14 protein-coding genes are annotated in these 18727 nt (G+C 38.1%); 6 read left to right on the plus strand and 8 right to left on the minus strand.

The genetic code is table 11. The features are described from left to right. The first annotated feature begins 125 nt into the window (after positions 1–125). Genes ACODR7_RS15445 through ACODR7_RS15460 form a run of 4 tightly spaced genes read left to right on the plus strand, consistent with a single transcriptional unit; the run spans position 126 to position 5920 of the window. Positions 126–2435, plus strand: coding sequence for a TonB-dependent siderophore receptor (locus tag ACODR7_RS15445; RefSeq protein ID WP_488840378.1), 2310 nt, complete (start codon positions 126–128; stop codon positions 2433–2435). A gap of 3 nt (positions 2436–2438) precedes the next feature. Beyond that, a complete protein-coding gene (locus tag ACODR7_RS15450; RefSeq protein ID WP_488840379.1) occupies positions 2439–3884 on the plus strand; it encodes an ABC transporter permease in 1446 nt (481 codons plus the stop codon). Beyond that, on the plus strand, positions 3885–5231 hold the full coding sequence (locus ACODR7_RS15455; RefSeq protein WP_488840381.1) for a DUF3526 domain-containing protein: 1347 nt from the start codon (positions 3885–3887) through the stop codon (positions 5229–5231). Next, positions 5225–5920 carry an ABC transporter ATP-binding protein gene (locus ACODR7_RS15460; RefSeq protein ID WP_488840383.1) on the plus strand — a complete coding sequence of 232 codons (696 nt, stop codon included), beginning with the start codon at positions 5225–5227 and terminating at the stop codon, positions 5918–5920. Before ACODR7_RS15455 ends, ACODR7_RS15460 begins: the two co-directional genes overlap by 7 nt. A gap of 85 nt (positions 5921–6005) precedes the next feature. Here the strand turns inward: ACODR7_RS15460 and ACODR7_RS15465 are convergent, their stop codons facing one another. Then, entirely contained in the window at positions 6006–7313 is a 1308-nt protein-coding gene (locus ACODR7_RS15465; protein ID WP_488840385.1) for a cryptochrome/photolyase family protein, read from the minus strand. Positions 7314–7501: 188 nt separating this feature from the next. On the opposite strand from ACODR7_RS15465, the gene ACODR7_RS15470 reads away from it, so the two are divergent. Continuing rightward, positions 7502–7744, plus strand: coding sequence for a hypothetical protein (locus ACODR7_RS15470; protein ID WP_488840386.1), 243 nt, complete (start codon positions 7502–7504; stop codon positions 7742–7744). A 355-nt stretch (positions 7745–8099) separates the two neighbouring features. Here ACODR7_RS15470 and ACODR7_RS15475 read toward each other — a convergent pair whose 3' ends face one another. Together ACODR7_RS15475 and ACODR7_RS15480 are read right to left on the minus strand one after the other, a co-directional pair. Beyond that, entirely contained in the window at positions 8100–9257 is a 1158-nt protein-coding gene (locus ACODR7_RS15475; protein ID WP_488840388.1) for an MFS transporter, read from the minus strand. A 137-nt stretch (positions 9258–9394) separates the two neighbouring features. Continuing rightward, the gene (locus tag ACODR7_RS15480; protein ID WP_488840473.1) at positions 9395–9529 is read right to left on the minus strand and encodes an AraC family transcriptional regulator; all 135 of its coding nucleotides are present in this window, start codon (positions 9527–9529) and stop codon (positions 9395–9397) included. A gap of 311 nt (positions 9530–9840) precedes the next feature. Between ACODR7_RS15480 and ACODR7_RS15485 the strand changes: the two genes are divergently transcribed. Then, the gene (locus ACODR7_RS15485; RefSeq protein ID WP_488840390.1) at positions 9841–13182 is read left to right on the plus strand and encodes a DEAD/DEAH box helicase; all 3342 of its coding nucleotides are present in this window, start codon (positions 9841–9843) and stop codon (positions 13180–13182) included. A 97-nt stretch (positions 13183–13279) separates the two neighbouring features. Here the strand turns inward: ACODR7_RS15485 and ACODR7_RS15490 are convergent, their stop codons facing one another. From ACODR7_RS15490 to ACODR7_RS15510, 5 genes are all read right to left on the minus strand, one after another. Then, a complete protein-coding gene (locus ACODR7_RS15490) occupies positions 13280–14590 on the minus strand; it encodes a T9SS type A sorting domain-containing protein (RefSeq protein WP_488840392.1) in 1311 nt (436 codons plus the stop codon). Between the two features lie 240 nt (positions 14591–14830). Beyond that, positions 14831–16006, minus strand: coding sequence for an acetyl-CoA C-acyltransferase (locus ACODR7_RS15495; RefSeq protein ID WP_488840394.1), 1176 nt, complete (start codon positions 16004–16006; stop codon positions 14831–14833). A gap of 155 nt (positions 16007–16161) precedes the next feature. Continuing rightward, positions 16162–16662 carry an endonuclease V gene (locus ACODR7_RS15500; protein ID WP_488840396.1) on the minus strand — a complete coding sequence of 167 codons (501 nt, stop codon included), beginning with the start codon at positions 16660–16662 and terminating at the stop codon, positions 16162–16164. Beyond that, complete coding sequence (locus ACODR7_RS15505) at positions 16659–17480, minus strand: GNAT family N-acetyltransferase (RefSeq protein ID WP_488840398.1); 822 nt, start codon at positions 17478–17480, stop codon at positions 16659–16661. The genes ACODR7_RS15500 and ACODR7_RS15505 overlap by 4 nt, the downstream gene beginning before the upstream one ends. A 175-nt stretch (positions 17481–17655) precedes the next feature. After that, positions 17656–18696, minus strand: coding sequence for a M28 family metallopeptidase (locus ACODR7_RS15510; protein WP_488840400.1), 1041 nt, complete (start codon positions 18694–18696; stop codon positions 17656–17658). Positions 18697–18727: the final 31 nt, after the last annotated feature.

Consider the following 18727-nt stretch of genomic DNA (forward strand, 5'->3'; position numbering starts at 1 on the left):
GCTGCCTTACTATTTCGCTTACAGATCTTTTGTCTGTACTTTATTCCGTGGATACCCGTGTCTCCACACTTGTGAAGATATCCTTTTATTAATGGGCATATACGCCGCCCCGTACATCTCTATTTATGATGACCAGTAATTTTAATTATTTGGGAATAATTCATTGTATTTTCCCCAATCCTGTGAAACTTTTCAGTGTAAGTTTCATCACCGCATCATCCTTTCTGCAGGCTCAGTCACAGGCTGAAGATTCCTTATCTACAGAGGTTCAAACCGTTGAAGTCATCGGAAGAAAGTCTAAAGATTACACCTCCGATTACTCTTTTGCAGCTACCAAGATTTCTATGAAAAACAAAGATCTTCCCTTAACGCTCAATACCATTACCAAAGAACTGATCACCGACCGCCAGGCTTTTCAGCTTGGGGATGTAATGAAAAATGTGAACGGTGTTTCCCCTTCAAGTTATTATAATCAATACAACATCCGTGGGATCAGTCAAAATGAAGAAGGACAGATCATCAATGGAATGCGGACAAGGCAATATTATTTTTTGCAGCCTATGACTTCCAATATAGAACGTGTGGAAGTTTTCAAAGGTCCGGCCAGTATCACTATGTCCAGTGTAGATCCCGGAGGAACAATCAACATGGTGACAAAAAAGCCATTATCCAATCCTCGTCACGAAATCAGCTTATCAGGGGGAAGTTTTGAAACCTACCGTATCACCACGGACCTGACAGGTCCTTTAAATAAGAGCAAAACCTTATTATACCGCTTTAACGGAGCTTATCAGAATGCTCAGTCATTCAGGGATCATGTTAAAAACAGCGGTATTCTGATCTCACCTTCTATCACTTTTGTTCCTAATGAAAAAACTTCGGTAAATGTGGAGATGATTTTCAATGGTCTCTATGGTAATCTGGACAGAGGACAGCCCATTTTTGGAGCGGTAGCAGGAAAAACAGACCTGTATAGTACTCCAAGAAGTCTGAACCTAGGAGCCCCGAACGATTTTTTTAAAACCAGAGAGCTCATAATAATGGGAACGGTTGCCCATCATTTTAACCAATACATCAGTTTTAATACTTCCTATATGAAACAATACTGGAGAGAAAATCTTCAGGAACACAGAACAACCAACTCTTTTGTCCCTGATATAGATAATAAACCGGTTTCCAGTCTTGCCATGATGCAGTTTGTGCAGAGAAAACAAAACTGGGCAACAGATAATATCAACGCTTATTTTAATTTTAAATTCAAAACAGGTTCTGTTCAACATCAGGCTTTGATAGGCTATGACAGCCAGATCTGGGAAAAACGTAAAGGTGGACAGCAGAATGCAGCAAGAGGTTTTATGTTAAAGAACGGTTCTATAGTTTCTTCTTATAATCCGGCAAAAGCTTCAGAGTATCAAACCATCAATTATAATGGAATGATCATTCCCAAGCCTAATGTCACTCCTTTTGATCTGAATCCGGGAGCTGTAAATTATCAAAGTGCGGATTTTAACACACTTAATGTGATCACGTCTTTACCTTCCGCTCTTACCACCACTCACGCGGCTTATATTCAGCATCTTTTCAGCTGGAAAAAGTTTAAAATATTATCAGGAATCCGTCAGGAATGGTTTCAGGATATCACCAATTTCAAAGAAACCAATGAGACCTCTTTTAACAATAACAAACTTCTTTACAGATTCGGGATTACTTATAGTTTAGCAGATAATATCAATGTCTACGGAACGTATCTTACAGGCTATCAGCCCCAATCCAATACGGTAACATTAATGCCCAACACCTCAAGTATTACAGGATCGGCAGCAAGGTTTAAACCTTTAACTTCTGATCTTAAAGAGTTGGGAATCAAAGCACAGTTCTTTGGAAGAATGTCAGTGAATCTTGCGGCATATGAGATTCACCAGAGAAATATTATAATCAACGCCAATAATCCTTCAGAACCTGATGAGCTTATACAGCGCGGTGCTGACCGAAGCCGTGGATTTGAAGCTGAGTTTTCAGGACATATCCTTCCCCAATGGCATATCTACGGAGGTTACAGCTATATTGATGCTAAAATACTGGATGATACGAACAGTGATCTTGTAGGAAAAAGGAAAGAAAATACTTCTAAAAATTCTGTGAATATCTGGACACGATACAATTTTTCAAATATTGAATTCCTAAAAGACTTTGGAATCGGAGCCGGAATGCTCTATCAGAGTTCTAAAGTTCCATGGTTCACCAGAAGCTTTGAGCTTCCCGCCTATACAACAATAGATGTGGCTTTGTATTTTACTCCGGCAAATACAGTTCAGCTTTCTTTTAATCTGAATAACATCACGAACAAAGTTTACTGGATTGGTGCTCAGAACTACTTAAGGCTATTTCCGGGAACTCCAAGAAATTATTTACTAACTGCTGCTTATAAATTTTAAATTATGGCTATTTCAAACTTACAACTGATGGTGAGAAAAACCTGGCAGGATTTGTTTAAAGGAAAACAGAATCTGCTCACCACTATTGCTGTAATCCTGTTTTGTATGCTGAGTATTGGCATAGGATATACAAAATACACGGACTCCTTTTCTAAAATAAAAGAATACCGGAAAGAAGTCCGGGAAAGCTGGGAACACAGACCGGATAAGCATCCGCACCGTATGGCTCATTATGGGTATCTGGTATTCAGAATCGGGCATCCTTTGAATATTTTTGATAACGGACTGGATGATTATCTTGGAAATGTCATATTTCTGGAAGCGCATAAACAGAATACAACCAATCTTTCGGAAGCGGGAAGTTCTGGTACTCTGGTAAGATTTGGGGCTTTCAGCAGTGCGTTTATTCTGCAGAGTATCGTTCCATTGATTATCCTTTTTTTAGGATTTGGATTAATTGTACAGGAACGTGAGAATGCCACTTTAAAGATCATCAGTGTGCAGGGAGCTTCCGGAAGGGATATTATCTGGGGGAAAATTCTTGGACTCTGGCTGTTTTCTCTTTGTTTTCTGATTCCGGTTATTCCTGTTGTTTTCATGGCAGCCTTCCTATCAGAGACTACCAATTCAGCAGATATTATTTTGCGGTTATCGTTTCTGCTCCCAGCTTATATGATCTATTACTTTTTTATCTGCTCCTTAACTGTTGTTGTTTCTGCAAATAGTAAAAGTACGTCATCAGCGTTGATCAGCCTTATTGGTTTCTGGCTTCTTTTTATAATTGTTTTGCCTAAAGGAATACAGTTTGCAGCACAGAATTTATATCCGGCTCCTTCCCGTATTGCTTTTGAAACCAATCTGGAAAAGGATATTCTAAAATCGGGAGACAGCCATAATCCGGATGATCCGCATTTCAAAAAGATCAAAGATTCTTTACTGGCAAGGTATCAAGTAAAAACAACCAATGAACTTCCTTTCAATTACGGAGGATTCGTCATGAAGGAAGGAGAAAAAATAAGTTCACAGATTTATATCAGACATCAAAAGGAATTGCAGACCATTTACAACAAACAGCAAAGTCTGACAGATTTTTCAGGACTGATTAATCCTGCGATTGCTATTAAAAACTTCTCCATGATTGCTACAGGTACAGATTTCTTTTCTTATAACCAGTTTCAGAAACAGGCAGAAGAGTATCGTTATCAGATGGCTCAGCATCTAAATGATTTACAAATTGAGCAGATCAGCAATATTAAACCGGAAAACGGTGGACCGCCTGCTGTCATCGACAAACACAACTGGGAAAAGTTCCCGGATTTTCAGTATCGGTATACTCCTGTTCTGGAAAGCTTAAAACAACAGCCAATACCTGTAGCGGCATTAGTTATTTGGATGGTTGTCTGCGTTATTGCGATTGAACTCAGTGGAAGAAAATTAAAATTAATTTAAATGAACCGTTATTTATATACCCAATTTTACCGTAACAAAGCATATATCACTGCTCTGCTCTTTTTATTGATAGCCGGACTGATGGCTATTTATACCGGAAAAAAATTTCTGGACAGAAACGAAGATATCATCTCCAAAAGCGGAACATTTCAGAAAGAAAGTATAGAAAGAAACACAAAATTTCATAAGGATGATCTGGGACTGGTGCTTTATTATATTAAATTCAATCTGGTGAATGAAACGCCCAAACTGGCAGCTTTAAATATCGGAATACGTGATTTAAATCCATCTATTCAAGGGGTTACCATCAGGAATCTTGAAGAACAGCGTTATAATGCGGATTTTTATAATCCCTCCAATGCAGCAGTTGGAAATTTTGACTTTAGTTTCGTTGTTGTTTTCCTTTTTCCATTGGTAATTGTAGCATTCTGCTATAACCTGATTTCTGAGGAAGAAGAAAGAGGAACCTGGAAACTGCTTTCAGTTCAGAGCAGTAATTTACAAAAGCTTCTGGATCAGAAGATGTTCATGCGTCTTCTGGCTGTAACAGCTGTTTATTCTGTATTAATTATCATCGCTTCGGTCTGGATAAAAATACCATTAGATTTCTATTATATTGCTTTTATCATCAGCGGCTGGCTTTATATTCTGTTCTGGTTTGCCCTTTGCAGATGGATTATTTCCTTTCGCAAATCATCAGCTCAGAATGCATTAATTCTCCTGACTGTATGGGTAGGAATCAATTTCATTATCCCGATGAGCAGTAATATTCTGATACAGAAGCTCTATCCCGTTCATGAATCCCTTAAAGCAGTAATGGAACAGAGAGAAGGCTATCATAATAAATGGGATGAGGCTAAGCAGCCAACCATGGAAAAATTCTACAAAGCCTATCCCCAATACAGAAATTTCACCGTAGAAGAAAATGCTGCATTCACATGGACCTGGTATTATGCCATGCAGCATATGGGAGATCTTGAATCTGCGAAATCATCGGAACAATACACAGAAAAAATGCAAAAGCGGAATCAGGCGGCAACTTATTTGGGTTATCTTCTTCCGAATCTCCATACTCAACTGGTTGAAAGCTATTTAGCAAAATCTGACATGAATAATCATTTGCAGTATGCTTCATCGCTCAGGAAATTCCATGAACAAAAACGGCTGTTTTTCTACCCTCTTATCTTCTCCGGAAAGAATGCAGAGTCCATTAACTGGTCACAACAGACCATACAGGTATTCAGATTTTCTTCATCTGTTAAATGGATACAGATCATTCTTCCCTATCTCATCTTTATTGCTTTATTTATCATCCTTTCACAATACAAATTCAGAAAACTATGTTAAAAACGGTCAACCTACATAAAAAATACAACGATTTTACAGCGCTCCATTCTCTTAATCTGGAAGTAAAGAGAGGAGAAATTTTTGCGTTACTCGGACAAAACGGAGCGGGTAAAAGCACAACGATCAATATTCTTCTCGGGCTCATCAAAGCTACTTCCGGGGATGCTTTCATCAATGATATTTCGGTAAAAGAAGAACCTCAGCAAATAAAAAAACATCTCGCTTATATTCCTGAAACCGTTCTTTTATATCCTAACCTTACCGGAATAGAAAACCTTGATTTTTTCTCCAAAATTGCAGGATTCGACTATCAAAAGGATGAATTATCTGCATTACTTAAACGCACTGGTTTGCAGGAAACAGCCCATCAAAAAGCATTGGGTGGTTATTCCAAAGGGATGCGCCAGAAAGTAGGTATTGCCATAGCTCTTGCAAAAGATGCCAAAGTACTTCTCCTGGATGAGCCTACCAGCGGGCTGGATCCGATTGCTACTGATGAATTTACAGAAATTGTCCGTCAGCTGGGTAAAGAAGGCAGAACTGTTTTAATGGCGACTCATGATATTTTCAATGCGGTAAGTGTTGCTACCAATATCGGGATTATGAAACAGGGAGAACTTGTACAGAATTTACCTTCGAAGGCATTTACAGCAAAGGAATTACAGGAGCTGTACCTGAAAACAATCTGATGATTCCGTTACTTCGGTAAGTAACTTTTCATATTAAATATCAATTGGTTGATGCCCGGTAACAAATTGTTACCGGGCATTTTGCTTATCCTGATATTGATGTCAGTGCTTTCTTATACTCTGATAACACTCTTTCGCGGGCAAAAGCATGTTCTACTATTGGCTTAGGATATGCAGAGGTACCCCACTCCGGAATCCATTTTTTGATGTAAAGTAAATCTTTGTCAAATTTTTCCATCTGGGCGGTAGGGTTAAAAACCCTGAAATAAGGAGCTGCATCACATCCGGAGCCTGCGGCCCACTGCCAGTTTCCATTGTTTGCAGACAGATCGTAATCATTGAGTTTTGAGGCAAAATAGGCTTCACCCCAGCGCCAGTCGATCAGCAAATGTTTGCATAAGAAACTTGCCACAATCATTCTTACACGATTATGCATACAGCCAGTCTGGTTCAGTTCTCTCATTCCGGCATCTACGATCGGATAACCTGTAGTTCCTTCACACCAGTGTTTAAACTCATCTTCATTATTCCGCCATTGGATATTATCATACTGCTTTTTAAATGATTGATGAACCACCTGTGGAAAATGATATAAAATCTGCATAAAAAACTCACGCCAGATCAGCTCCGAAAGCCATACCGCATTATGCTTCAGTGCAAAATCCACGCATTTCCTGATGCTGATGGTTCCAAAGCGCAAAGCAATTCCGAGTTGTGTGGTGTGCTGCAGCGCCGGATAATCACGAAATTGGTCATAATTATCTATAATGGAGGCATCCAGAAACGGCTTTTTACAATCAAAATCCGTTTTTTTGAAACCAATCTCTGTTAAAGTAAGAATCTCAGAATATTCCTGTGTAAAGAAATTTTTAAAATCCAATTCAACAGATTGATAATGTTCAGGAGTTAAGGCTTCCCGCCATTTCTTTGCAAAAGGGGTGTAAACCGTGTAGGGTGAACCATCTTTTTTAATAATCTGGTCTTTATCAAAAATCACCTGATCTTTATAAGCTTTAAAAGGAATATTCTTTTCTTTAAAAAAATAATAGATTTCCTTATCACGTTCAATCGCCTGAGGTTCATAATCACGGTTGCAAAAAACACCTTCAATAGTATATTCTTCGGATAATTTTCTGAATATATCCATAGGCTTACCATAATACGTATTGACTTTTGAGTGGTATTTTTTCAATGTAATATTGATGTTCTCCAAAGCCTGATGGATATAATCTACCCTTCGGTCTTCTTTATCCTGCAGCTTTTCAAGAATATCAGTATCAAATATAAATATGGGTATTACCGGTGCATCAGACTGCAGAGCGTGGTGAAGTCCAATATTGTCTTCCAATCTCAGATCACGCCTGAACCAGAAAATGGTGATTCTATCTTTCATAATAGCTTAATTCAAATCCATTGATCATTCCTGCTTTGGAATGACTCCATAACGAAGGATAAATATACAGATTTTAGCACATTAATATTTTCAACAATTTACATTATTCGACTTTATCATTACAGTTTATATGATGATATGAATTAAAATTTTCCGACATTTGCCCCAATTATAATAGAAGCTTAAGCATGGAAGAATTTGAAGTACCGGTAACCTACAAGGGTAAAGACATGATTTTCAATGGAAAGCTCGCTACATTTTCTTACGGATATAAGCTTTACGTAGATGTAGATGGAATTGAAGTTATTATTGAGCGTGATGATCACGGCGAATTAAGGGCTCTTCTGCCGGATGCCGCTTCAGAAAAAGATATAGACAAGGGGCTTATTGAAGCTATTATTGAAGTCTTTAAAGAGCTTCAGGTTTTATAATTCGTGCTGACCCCAATGAGATTCCGATAAATTTGGCTTCTCTTCCTTTGGCTCTGATCATGATTTTCGTTTCCATTGCCGAAATCATACTGTTGAAAAAAGAAACGCAGTGATAAGAATCAATGCTTTCATAATGGGTTTGATTTTATTGACTATCCCTTTAATTAATACTCGATATTAATGATTAACAAAGGTTTTCTTATTGATAGCCCTTCGACGATCTCAGGGTGACAAACCGAATACCAATCGAAATTTTTAAATGTTGTCAGGCTGGATCTGTCGAAGCTATTATTGCTAAAAGGGACAAGTCAAAAAATAGGATAGATTTAACAATAAACAATGCAGAAGAGATTCATTATGACTTCCTGAATACTTTCATCTGCCCCGCCATTAGGGCCAGTAAAATTCCAAAACAGGCAAAAAGACCGTAGGAATATCTAAGATCAAAGCTTTCTGCAATATACCCGATAAGAGGCGGCCCCATCAGAAATCCTAAAAACGAAATACTGGAGACAAATGACAAAGCAATGCTTGGAGCTACCGTGCTCACCTTTCCTACGGTACTGTAAACGGACGGCACGCTTAATGAACTTCCAAGGCCAATAATCATGAAAGCAATAATGCAGATCCACAGTTCCGGAAAGAAAACACTTAGAAAAAGACCTCCGCTCATCAATAAGCCACAACATTGCAGAACAATCTTTTTTCCATATTTCTCAATGATTTTATTTCCAATAAATCTGCCTAAAGTCATCATTAAGATAAAACTTGTATATCCCAGTATGACAAGATTTTCAGGTGCTTTAACTATTGTTTGAAAATACACCCCGCTCCAGTCGAACATTGCTCCTTCAATCGCCATACTCAGAAATCCTATAATTCCCAAACCAAACAGTGTTGGATTCACAGCTTTGAATAGGGGCCGGGTCTGCGGCTCCGCTTTATGGATGATATTGGTAAGGTTTCTTTTACTGTAGAACCAAAGGATTCCCACCAAAATGAAAATAACAGCAAAATGGTAAAAAGTTCCCACTTGAAAATTAATCATCAGCAAACCAATTACTGCGCCTGTAAGACCTGCAAAACACCAGGCGCCATGATACGAAGAGAGAAGCGTTCTTTTCGAGATAGATTCTATTTCAATAGCCTGCGTATTGATAGCAATATTGCACATGTTCCCGGAAACTCCAAAGAAGAACAGAACAATGCCTAACGTCCAGTAAGAAGGGGACAAACCAATTAATAACAGGAAAAAAGGATACAGCATAAAGCATCTTTTAATAATCCCACTGCTTCCGTAAATACTAATCAGTTTTCCAGCCAAAACCATTGTGGAAAGCTGTCCTATCGGCATAAGAAGCAAGAGTGTTCCCAACTGTGCTTCATTGATGGAAAGAGCCGTTTTAATGATAGGAATCCGGCTCGCCCAGGAAGAAAAAACAAGCCCATGGGCAAAGAAAAGTAAAAAACAGGCTGTTGGCATTTTTGCATTAAAAGATTCTCTCTCGTTCATTATAACAGGGTAATAAAAATTCCTTTTGCAAATTTAGACACACAGCTCCATTAATATCTAGTTCATTTTTGTCATTTTTATATTCCATTTTAACCAATTACAGAAAAACACCTGCATTTTGAACCGGATGTTTTATATTAATAGAAAGACTGTCTGCAACTCAGAGGCGTTTTATCTGTTTTCTTCTTAAAGCGTTTATTGAATGACTGCAGATGTTCAAGTCCAAGAGCATACGCTACTTCAGAGATAGAAAACCTGTCGTAGTAATTTATTCTTTAGCCTTTTCAATCAGTTTCTCATGAATATCTGACCGACATTCAATCCCATCAGATTACGGAACATATCCCTCAGATACAGAAAGTACTTTCAAAGGCTTCCTTGTTTTGAAATAATTGGGCTGCTGCATTTCCTAATCCTGTAGAAACACCTGTTATAAAAATTGTTTTCATTTTTCTTGGTTTAAAATTACAGGACAAAATTCAGCATCAGGACCCACCCCGGAGTTGCCAAAATGGGGCAAGCTGTAACCAAAACGGATGCTGAAATACATTTGTTTTTTGTAAGTTTGTCTCCATCTATTTTTATGGCAGAATATATTCTTGATAAGATCAATATCAGTACACTTTCCGTATATGATCTGCTGAAACATACTTCAGACAGCGCATTTATCGGGATCAGGGATTTCCGTGAAATCTATCCGGTTACTATTGAAAACAATACAGGAATATTTACCAAACAGTCTTCATTACAGGATTTTCCGGCAGTTACCATCAGTAAAATAAACAGCACCCTGATTTGTTTCTGTACCTGCGACAATGAAAAGAACATGCTTTGTTCTCATCAGGCAGAGATCATTCACAGCATTATTGAGAATAAAAATTTCCGGCTGTTTTTTGATGAAGCACTCCGCAAAAAGACCTTTCTTACTAAAGCTAAAGGATATGGTCTGGAAAATGAACCGGATCTGGATCAGTATTTTGAACTGGTATACAAGGATGATAAAATTGAAATACTGCCTAAGATCAAGGAAATGCTTCCTGTAGACGATGTAATGCTGACAAGGGAGCTTCTTCCTCAATCTTCTTCTCAACTTGATCAGCTGGCCATGCTGGAAACAGGTAAAAAGAAAATATTGGTTATCGGGAAGCACCGTTATTACAACCATATGACGTTTTCGCTGATGGAGGCAGAAATTACGCAGACAGGAAAAATAAAAAATCCCGTTAGTCCTGTAGATGCCCTGCAGCAGATATGGAAAGCGGAAAAGCCTGCAGACATTAAATTTTATACTGCCATTACCTCTTTTCAGAATAATTATAATGAAGATTACAATCCGTCAGAACTGGAAGCTTTAAAGCTTATTGTACAAAATCCTCTGGAACTGGAAGTCTATTATCACGACCGGGAAATTGCAGAAACAGTTTCTTCAAAATCACTTTTTCCGGTTGAATTAAACACTTTAGATGCAGAGGTTCAATTATCTGTATTTAAGAAAGATCCGTTTTTTGAAATTACCGGAGAATTGCTGTTTAATGACATTTCCATTCCTTTTAAAAATATTGTTCTCAGAAACGAGTATTTTGTCTATAACCGAAACATTTTCAGCTTTGTAGACGACCCGGACATACTCAGAATTATCCGGTTCTTTAAGGCCAATAATGAAATTTTACTTGTTCATTCTTCAAAATATGAAACTTTTATGCAGAACATTCTCTCTGTTATAGAAGAACGTATTCATATAAATTACAGTTACATACAACCCGCAACAAAAGTACAGCTTGAAGATAAGAATTATCAGACTGAAAAAGTCATTTATCTTCGCCAGCAGGAAAATTATATAGGAATTACTCCCGTTATGAAATATGGTGATGTAGAAGTTCCGGTGTATTCCAGGAAGCAGCTTTTTGATACAGATCAGAATGGAAATCCTTTTAAAATAGAAAGAAATGAATCAGCCGAAGCCCGTTTTACTTCATTGGTGATGCAGCAGCATCCTGATTTTGAAGAACAGATGGATGGCTATCAGTATTTTTACCTTCACAGGGATAAGTTCCTTGATAACAACTGGTTTCTTGATGCCTTTGAGACCTGGAGAAATGATGGAATTATCATACTGGGTTTTAATGAATTAAAAAACAATAAATTAAATCCTCATAGGGCAAAAATCAATATTCAGATTACCAGCGGACTGGATTGGTTTAATGCTAAGCTGAAAGTGGGATTTGGTCCCAAAGAAGCTTCTCTGAAACAGCTTCACCGTGCTATCCGGAATAAGAGTAAATTCGTTCAGCTGGATGACGGCAGCATGGGAATTCTTCCTGAAGAATGGATGGAAAAGATATCTGCTTACTTCCGTGCAGGAGAAATTGATGAAGAACTTTTAAAAATTCCGAAAATCAATTTTTCGGAGGTGACGTCACTGTTTGAAAAAGAAGTTCTGAGCCAGGAGATTCAGGAAGAACTCACCTTCTATTCCACCAAGTTTTTAAAAGTAAAGAACATTCCGGAAGTAGATGTTCCCGCTGAGCTGAACGCTGAACTGAGAGATTATCAGCACGACGGTCTGAACTGGCTTAATTTTCTTGACAGTTTCAACTTTGGAGGATGCCTTGCAGATGATATGGGATTGGGAAAAACTATTCAAATCATTGCTTTCATTCTTTCTCAAAGGGAAAAACGAGGCCATACCACCAATCTGATTGTCGTTCCCACTTCCCTTCTTTTCAACTGGCAGGAAGAGATGAACAGATTTGCTCCTTCCATAAAAGTTCTGCTTCATTATGGTGCAGACCGGCCAAAAACAACGGCTCACATGCCTCAATACGAAGTCGTTCTTACTACGTATGGAATGCTTCTTTCGGACATTCAGTTTTTGAAAAATCTTAATTTCAATTATGTATTTCTGGATGAATCACAGGTGATTAAAAATCCAAATTCAGAAAGATATAAAGCAGCACGTCTGCTACAATCCAGAAACAGAATTGTATTAACGGGAACACCTGTTGAAAACAGCACTTTTGACCTCTACAGCCAGCTCTCTTTTGCCTGTCCGGGATTATTGGGAAGCAAACAGTATTTTAAAGATATTTATGCCATTCCTATTGATAAATTCGAATACAGCAAGCGTGCCATAGAACTTCAGCAAAAGATAAAACCATTCATCCTCAGAAGAACCAAAAAGCAGGTTGCCAAAGAACTTCCGGAGAAAACTGAAACGGTTATTTACTGTGAAATGAATACGGAACAGCGCAAAATCTACGATGCCTATGAAAAAGAGCTTCGTGAGTTTATTGCGGCTAATGATGACGATGATCTGAACAGAAACAGCATGCATGTTCTTACGGGACTTACAAGGCTCAGACAAATCTGTAATTCCCCTGTTCTGATGAAAGAGGGATATTCCGGTGAAAATGCCGTTAAAATCGAAATTCTGATGCAACAGATACTGGGGAAGGCCAAAGATCACAAAATCCTTGTTTTCTCACAGTTTGTGGGCATGCTGGATCTCATAAAGGCAGAACTGGAGTGCCACAACATCCAATTTGAATATTTAACGGGGCAAACTAAAGACAGAGGGGAAAAAGTATCGAATTTCCAGAAAAATAAAGATATCCGCATATTTCTGATCAGCTTAAAGGCCGGAGGTGTGGGTCTCAATCTTACTCAGGCAGATTATATTTACCTTGTAGACCCATGGTGGAATCCTGCCGCCGAAAACCAGGCTATTGACCGAAGTTATCGTATAGGACAAACCAAAAATGTAATTGCTGTACGAATGATCTGTTCCAATACCGTAGAAGAAAAAATTCTTACGCTGCAGAAAAAGAAAAAAGAACTGGCTCAGAATCTGCTGACCACGGACGGAAAGAAGCTTCAGGGACTTTCCAAACAAGATCTTATGGATTTACTGGCATCTGAATCGTAATACAAGTTAAAAGCCGACAAATAAAAAAACCGACAGGTAAAGGACCTGTCGATTAAAAAACAAAAATTGATATGGATATGATTTAGATATGATGTGTCTATTTTTTAATAATCTTTTCTGTAACTGTTTTCTGATTTTTAGTCTGAATTTTAATCAGATAGGTGCCCGGAACAAAGCTTTCCATAGAAACCGTCTTAGAATTACCTTCCAGCATCTTTTGCCCGGACATATTGTAAATTTCATATTTCGCCAATCCTTCTTGCGTCCTGATTGTCAACAAGCCTGATGTAGGATTCGGATACATTTTCATCTGGGCGGATGACTCTTTGGAAACTTCAATGGTTGAAAGATTTTCAGGCTGAATATTTAAAGTATAATCCTCTGCCTGACCAATAAACCAATCCGAAGGACACGGAAGATTCTTCAAAGCTCCCATCCATGAATTGGATTCATAGGCTTTTACCAATCTGAAACGGGTTTCTCCCAGCTGTGCTCCTGCCGGAATGGTGATATTGCCTGTTGTAACTCCGGATTGCTGACCAGAAACCGGATTGGAGTTATCCAGATATCCCAGATTAAATTGCTCATCAGCATCAAACTGATTATTATGATTAAAATCAATATAAGCATAAGCTGATACGGTAGTCTGGCCATGTGTACCTCCTGTAACGCTTATAGGATAGCTACTCCCACGGTTGACATTGAAAACCGTTGCTGTGAAGTTTTCAAGTACATCAGAATTCCCATCGAGTGCACTGTTTCTAACAACTCCGGCAAATTCTACCGTACTGATCTCACTCACGGTCAAACTTGTAATATTTTCAGTACCACAATAAGGAGCAGGGAAAGTTGGGGTATTCCCTGTGATATTGACTGTATAATCCTCTGTCTGTCCTGCTCTCAAACTGCTGTCACAAGCTGAACTTATAGAATTAGCTGCTGCCGGATTTGAATAAGCCTGAACATTGGTATTCTTAAGAACTCTCATTCTTGTACTTCCACTGGCAGCATTCGCAGGGATTGTTATGGTGGTATTGATTGCAAAAGCATTGGCTGGATTGGCCGCTTCAAGTCTTCCGATGTAAAAGCTTTCTCCTGCATCATCAAAATTTCCGTTCTGATTAAAGTCTATGAAAACCACTACATCACTGGGAAATGTACTGGATGGTCCTTCAACAGATATAGGATAGGAATTTCCCGGCTGCAGATCTGTAGATATTGCGGTAAAGTTCTCATAAATTTGTGCATTCGAAGACTGAACAGATGATGAATTATTAATCGTTCCGAAAGTAACATTGCTGATCATATTGCCGTCAGCTCCATACTGAAAGGCTGGCATGCAATATTGCAGCTGTGCATTCATAATCGATGCAAGTACAATACCAGAAAAAGTAGTTATTTTTTTCATTTTCTTTGTTAAATTTCTTGAGACAAATTTATATTTATTTAGAATGAATAAAAATAACAACGTAATGATATTTGTCAGTTTAGCAAAAATAAAATATTTACAACTGTGGCAACTATGTCAAATATTTTGATTTATCCATAGATTATCAATCTGTTATCAAGAAAAAGCCCTTTCTCAGATTTGACTTTAAGAAAGAGCTTTTTAAATGTACTAATTAAATTGTAAGCTATTTTATCCCTTTTAGCCTATATTTTCAATAAGAACTGCAGAAGCCCCTCCTCCACCATTGCAGATGGCAGCGACCCCGTACTTTCCTTTTTCCTGACGTAAAACATTCATCAAAGTGGTTATAATTCTTGCTCCTGAAGCTCCGATTGGATGTCCTAATGCCACTGCTCCTCCATATACATTTACTTTGTTTACATCATAGCCAAGGATTTTCTGATTGGATAAAATCACCGAGGAATAGGCTTCATTAATTTCAAAAAAATCAATATCAGAAAGGATAAGGCCTGTTTGCTTCAACAGTTTTTTAATGGCTATGGAAGGTGAAGTGGTAAACCATTCCGGAGATTGTGCTGCATCTGCATAGGCTATTATTCTTGCCAGTGGTTTTAAATTATATTGTTCAATAGCTTCAGACGAAGCTAATAAAACAGCTGCTGCACCATCATTCAGATTGCTTGAATTGGCAGCGGTAAGAGTTCCGTCAGCTTCAAATACAGGTTTCAGAAGGGAAATTTTCTCTGGAATCAGTTTATCGATATCTTCATCTTTATCAACAATTGTAGTTCCTTTTCTGCCTTCAACCGATATTGGGATCAATTCACTTGCAAACTTGCCATTTTTAGCAGCTTCCTGCGCTCTATGATAGGAAAAAAGCGCATATTCATCAAGCTCCTGTCTGGTAAGTCCGTATTTTTTCACCCCCAGTTCAGCTGCACTTCCCATGTGAAAATCATTGTAAACATCCCATAATCCATCTTTGATCAATCCATCAGTAAGATTCGTATCTCCCAATTTTGTTCCCTGACGGATTTTGACATAATGCGGAACATTGCTCATACTTTCCATTCCTCCCGTCATAACGATATGATCCAGCCCAAGCTGGATCTGCTGAACCCCAATCATCGCTGATTTCATCCCGGAAGCACAGACTTTGTTAATGGTGGCAGCATCTTTATCCACCGGAATTTCAGCAAAGATCGCCGCCTGTCTCGCTGGCGACTGTCCGAGTCCTGCGCTTAGCACATTTCCCATATATACACTGTCTATATGCTCTGGTGAGAGACTGATACTTTCATAAGCATTCTGAATGGCAAAAGCTCCCAATTGAGGTGCTGTAAATCCTGACAGACTTCCCATAAAACCACCCACCGGGGTTCGTTTTGCTGCGACTATAAATACTTCTTTCATAGATTCATTTTTTACAATATACCGATCGGTATATTTTTAATTAAAAAAAACCCTTTTTATATTGACAAAGGAATATAACAAAGATAACCAAAATATACCAATCGGTATATGAATAAGAAGAAAAAAATCTTACTACTTTAGTAAGATTCTATTATTTATGCTCTGCTTAGCTGATCAAGTTTTTTTAGCAGAGTGGGAATTCTGTAATCACCATGCATCTGTTCTACTTTTAATTGAACTTCATCTACATCTATTCCTTTCGCTGTTACAAAAAGTGGCGTTTTACTTTCTCCACGCACTACACTTCTCCGCTGTGAATCCGGTGTTGTAAATTCATTTTTTGCAATCCCAACTATAGGATACTTCTCTTCCAGTTCTTCGTAAAGGTGTCCGCCGAGACCAATTTTACCATCATTATCCAAGGTAACATATCCGTCAACAATGATGATATCTTCTGGTTTTAATGTTATTTTTTTCAACAGGCTTACAATGCAGGGCAATTCTCTTTTGTAAAAGGCTCCGCTTTCATATTCCGAACTCACAGGAGTCTGTTCTGTAAAAGTTTCGACTTCCTTTTCAGAGGTCCAGTCTTCAAATGCAATACACACGGTATTGGCATAATCCTCATAATAATAGGTATCAAATGCGTAAATCATACTTCTTTCTTAAAAAACTCACCAAAATGCCACAGTATCCCTGATGGATCATGTACAAAACATTCTTTCCCCCAATCCATCACTCTTACAGGGGTGAGTCTTACATTTTCATATTTATCCGTAAGTTCCAGAGAAACAAGCTCTTTCCAGAATTCATCTGTATTGGCAACTTCCATAAAGATCATGGTATTGTCAATCCAGTCTTTTGTATAGTAATCCTGAAGATAAAAGCCGATTTCTTCACGTATAAACAGGGATAATTTGGATTCCAGAACAACTTCTTCAAATCCCAGATCTCTGTAAAAATTTCTGCTGATCTCAAAGTTTTGCGCTCCGATAAAAGGTCTGATAGATTTCAGTTTTGGGGTTATCATATTTTTACTTTTCCAGTTTTCATAAGTCAGTTCAAACCTGATTTCTCCGTTTCCGTGAGTTCCAGCTTCCTTCCAGCCAGATTTTCTGTAGAAGATCTCAGCTCTTGTTTCTGGTGAGGTTCCCAACCATACGGGATCTTTAGTTTGTTCAAAATACCAGTTGAGCATGGTATCATGAAGTTTTCGACCCAATCCCTGGTTTTCAAAATCAGGATGTACAAAGAGTGCCCAGATATTATTTTCTTTCAGATCTGCAATGGAAAAACCAACGATCTGATCTTCCATCTCACAAACCCAGCCTTTTCCTCTTTGGAATAGAAATTCCTCACAATCTTTATCGGTAACCAATCCAGGATCTGACAGCGTGTTTTCTTTCACGGAGTTTCTCACAATCTGTATTTGTGGAATATCTTCTGGCTTTGCTTCCCGGATTATGGCTTTCATGTTAATAGTTTGTTGGTAAACGCTAAAGGGCGCAAGATATTTTTATAATGAAGTTTTTAAGGTGCAGGGATTTTATCTTCGATAAAATTTGATCATGTTGAAAGTTCCTTAATTTTTTTAATCCTTGTCACGGTTTAAAACCTTGACAAGGATAACAATTTCAATAAAACTGTGATTATTTTCTGTCAACTACAATCCTTTCTTCTCTGTTGGCAATGTCCCAGGCTGTTGTAAAGATGAGCTGGGTTCTTTTTTCCAACAACTGATAATCAATCTTTTCAGGATCATCTCCCGGTTTGTGATAATCTTCATGAATACCGTCAAAGAAAAATGCTACAGGAATATTATGCTTGGCAAAATTATAGTGGTCTGAACGGTAATACAATTGTTCAGGATCATTCAAGTCATCGTATTTGTAATTCAGTTCCAGGTTGTTGGTTCTTTTGTTAGCTGCTTCGTTAATTACTTTAAGCTGAGAGCTTAACATTTCAGAACCAATTACATATACATACTGCTTTCCTCTGTTGGCAGGATCATCACGTCCGATCATATCAATATTAAGATCAACAACGGTATTGGCTAATGGAAAAACAGGGTTTTCGGAATAATATTCTGAGCCAAACAATCCGTGTTCTTCCCCTGTAACATGCAAAAACAGGATTGATCTTTTAGGTCCTTTTCCCGCTTTTTTTGCCTGCTGGAATGCTTTGGCAATTTCCATTACAGCTACAGTTCCACTCCCGTCATCGTCTGCCCCATTGTATACGACTCCATTTTTTGTTCCTACGTGATCATAATGCGCAGAAACTACTACAATCTCATCCGGTTTTTCACTTCCTTCAATAAAAGCTAAAATATTTTCAGAATCCGGAAGGTTGCCTCCTCCTCTTTTCTTCATGAATTCAGACGGTACTTTCTGATAATAAGAACCTAATGCTTTAGGGGCTGCAATACCAAGGTTTTTATAGTAATTAATTATATATTCACCCGCTTTTTTCTGTCCTTTGCTTCCGGTGTCACGCCCTTCCATATCGTCTGCTGCAATAACGTACAGGTTTTTCTTTAAATCTTCTGCATTAATCTCTTTATAGGCATTGTTAAATGCTTTATTATGTTTTGTTGAAACAGGATGCGAAGCATTCCCTTCAGATATTTTTGCCGTTCCACAACTGATCACTACAGCCATTGCGAATAACGGAATAAGTATTTTTTTCATAAAGAATAAATTTCTTAAAAATAACAATTTT

The organism is Chryseobacterium sp. FG46 (genome assembly GCF_057809135.1).

What these genes read in the sequence shown, in the direction of transcription:
- ACODR7_RS15445 (WP_488840378.1), top strand. Translation starts at nt 126, where the DNA reads ATGATGACCAGTAATTTTAATTATTTGGGAATAATTCATTGTATTTTC.
- ACODR7_RS15450 (WP_488840379.1), top strand. Translation starts at nt 2,439, where the DNA reads ATGGCTATTTCAAACTTACAACTGATGGTGAGAAAAACCTGGCAGGAT.
- ACODR7_RS15455 (WP_488840381.1), top strand. Translation starts at nt 3,885, where the DNA reads ATGAACCGTTATTTATATACCCAATTTTACCGTAACAAAGCATATATC.
- ACODR7_RS15460 (WP_488840383.1), top strand. Translation starts at nt 5,225, where the DNA reads ATGTTAAAAACGGTCAACCTACATAAAAAATACAACGATTTTACAGCG.
- ACODR7_RS15465 (WP_488840385.1), bottom strand. Translation starts at nt 7,313, where the DNA reads ATGAAAGATAGAATCACCATTTTCTGGTTCAGGCGTGATCTGAGATTG.
- ACODR7_RS15470 (WP_488840386.1), top strand. Translation starts at nt 7,502, where the DNA reads ATGGAAGAATTTGAAGTACCGGTAACCTACAAGGGTAAAGACATGATT.
- ACODR7_RS15475 (WP_488840388.1), bottom strand. Translation starts at nt 9,257, where the DNA reads ATGAACGAGAGAGAATCTTTTAATGCAAAAATGCCAACAGCCTGTTTT.
- ACODR7_RS15485 (WP_488840390.1), top strand. Translation starts at nt 9,841, where the DNA reads ATGGCAGAATATATTCTTGATAAGATCAATATCAGTACACTTTCCGTA.
- ACODR7_RS15490 (WP_488840392.1), bottom strand. Translation starts at nt 14,590, where the DNA reads ATGAAAAAAATAACTACTTTTTCTGGTATTGTACTTGCATCGATTATG.
- ACODR7_RS15495 (WP_488840394.1), bottom strand. Translation starts at nt 16,006, where the DNA reads ATGAAAGAAGTATTTATAGTCGCAGCAAAACGAACCCCGGTGGGTGGT.
- ACODR7_RS15500 (WP_488840396.1), bottom strand. Translation starts at nt 16,662, where the DNA reads ATGATTTACGCATTTGATACCTATTATTATGAGGATTATGCCAATACC.
- ACODR7_RS15505 (WP_488840398.1), bottom strand. Translation starts at nt 17,480, where the DNA reads ATGAAAGCCATAATCCGGGAAGCAAAGCCAGAAGATATTCCACAAATA.
- ACODR7_RS15510 (WP_488840400.1), bottom strand. Translation starts at nt 18,696, where the DNA reads ATGAAAAAAATACTTATTCCGTTATTCGCAATGGCTGTAGTGATCAGT.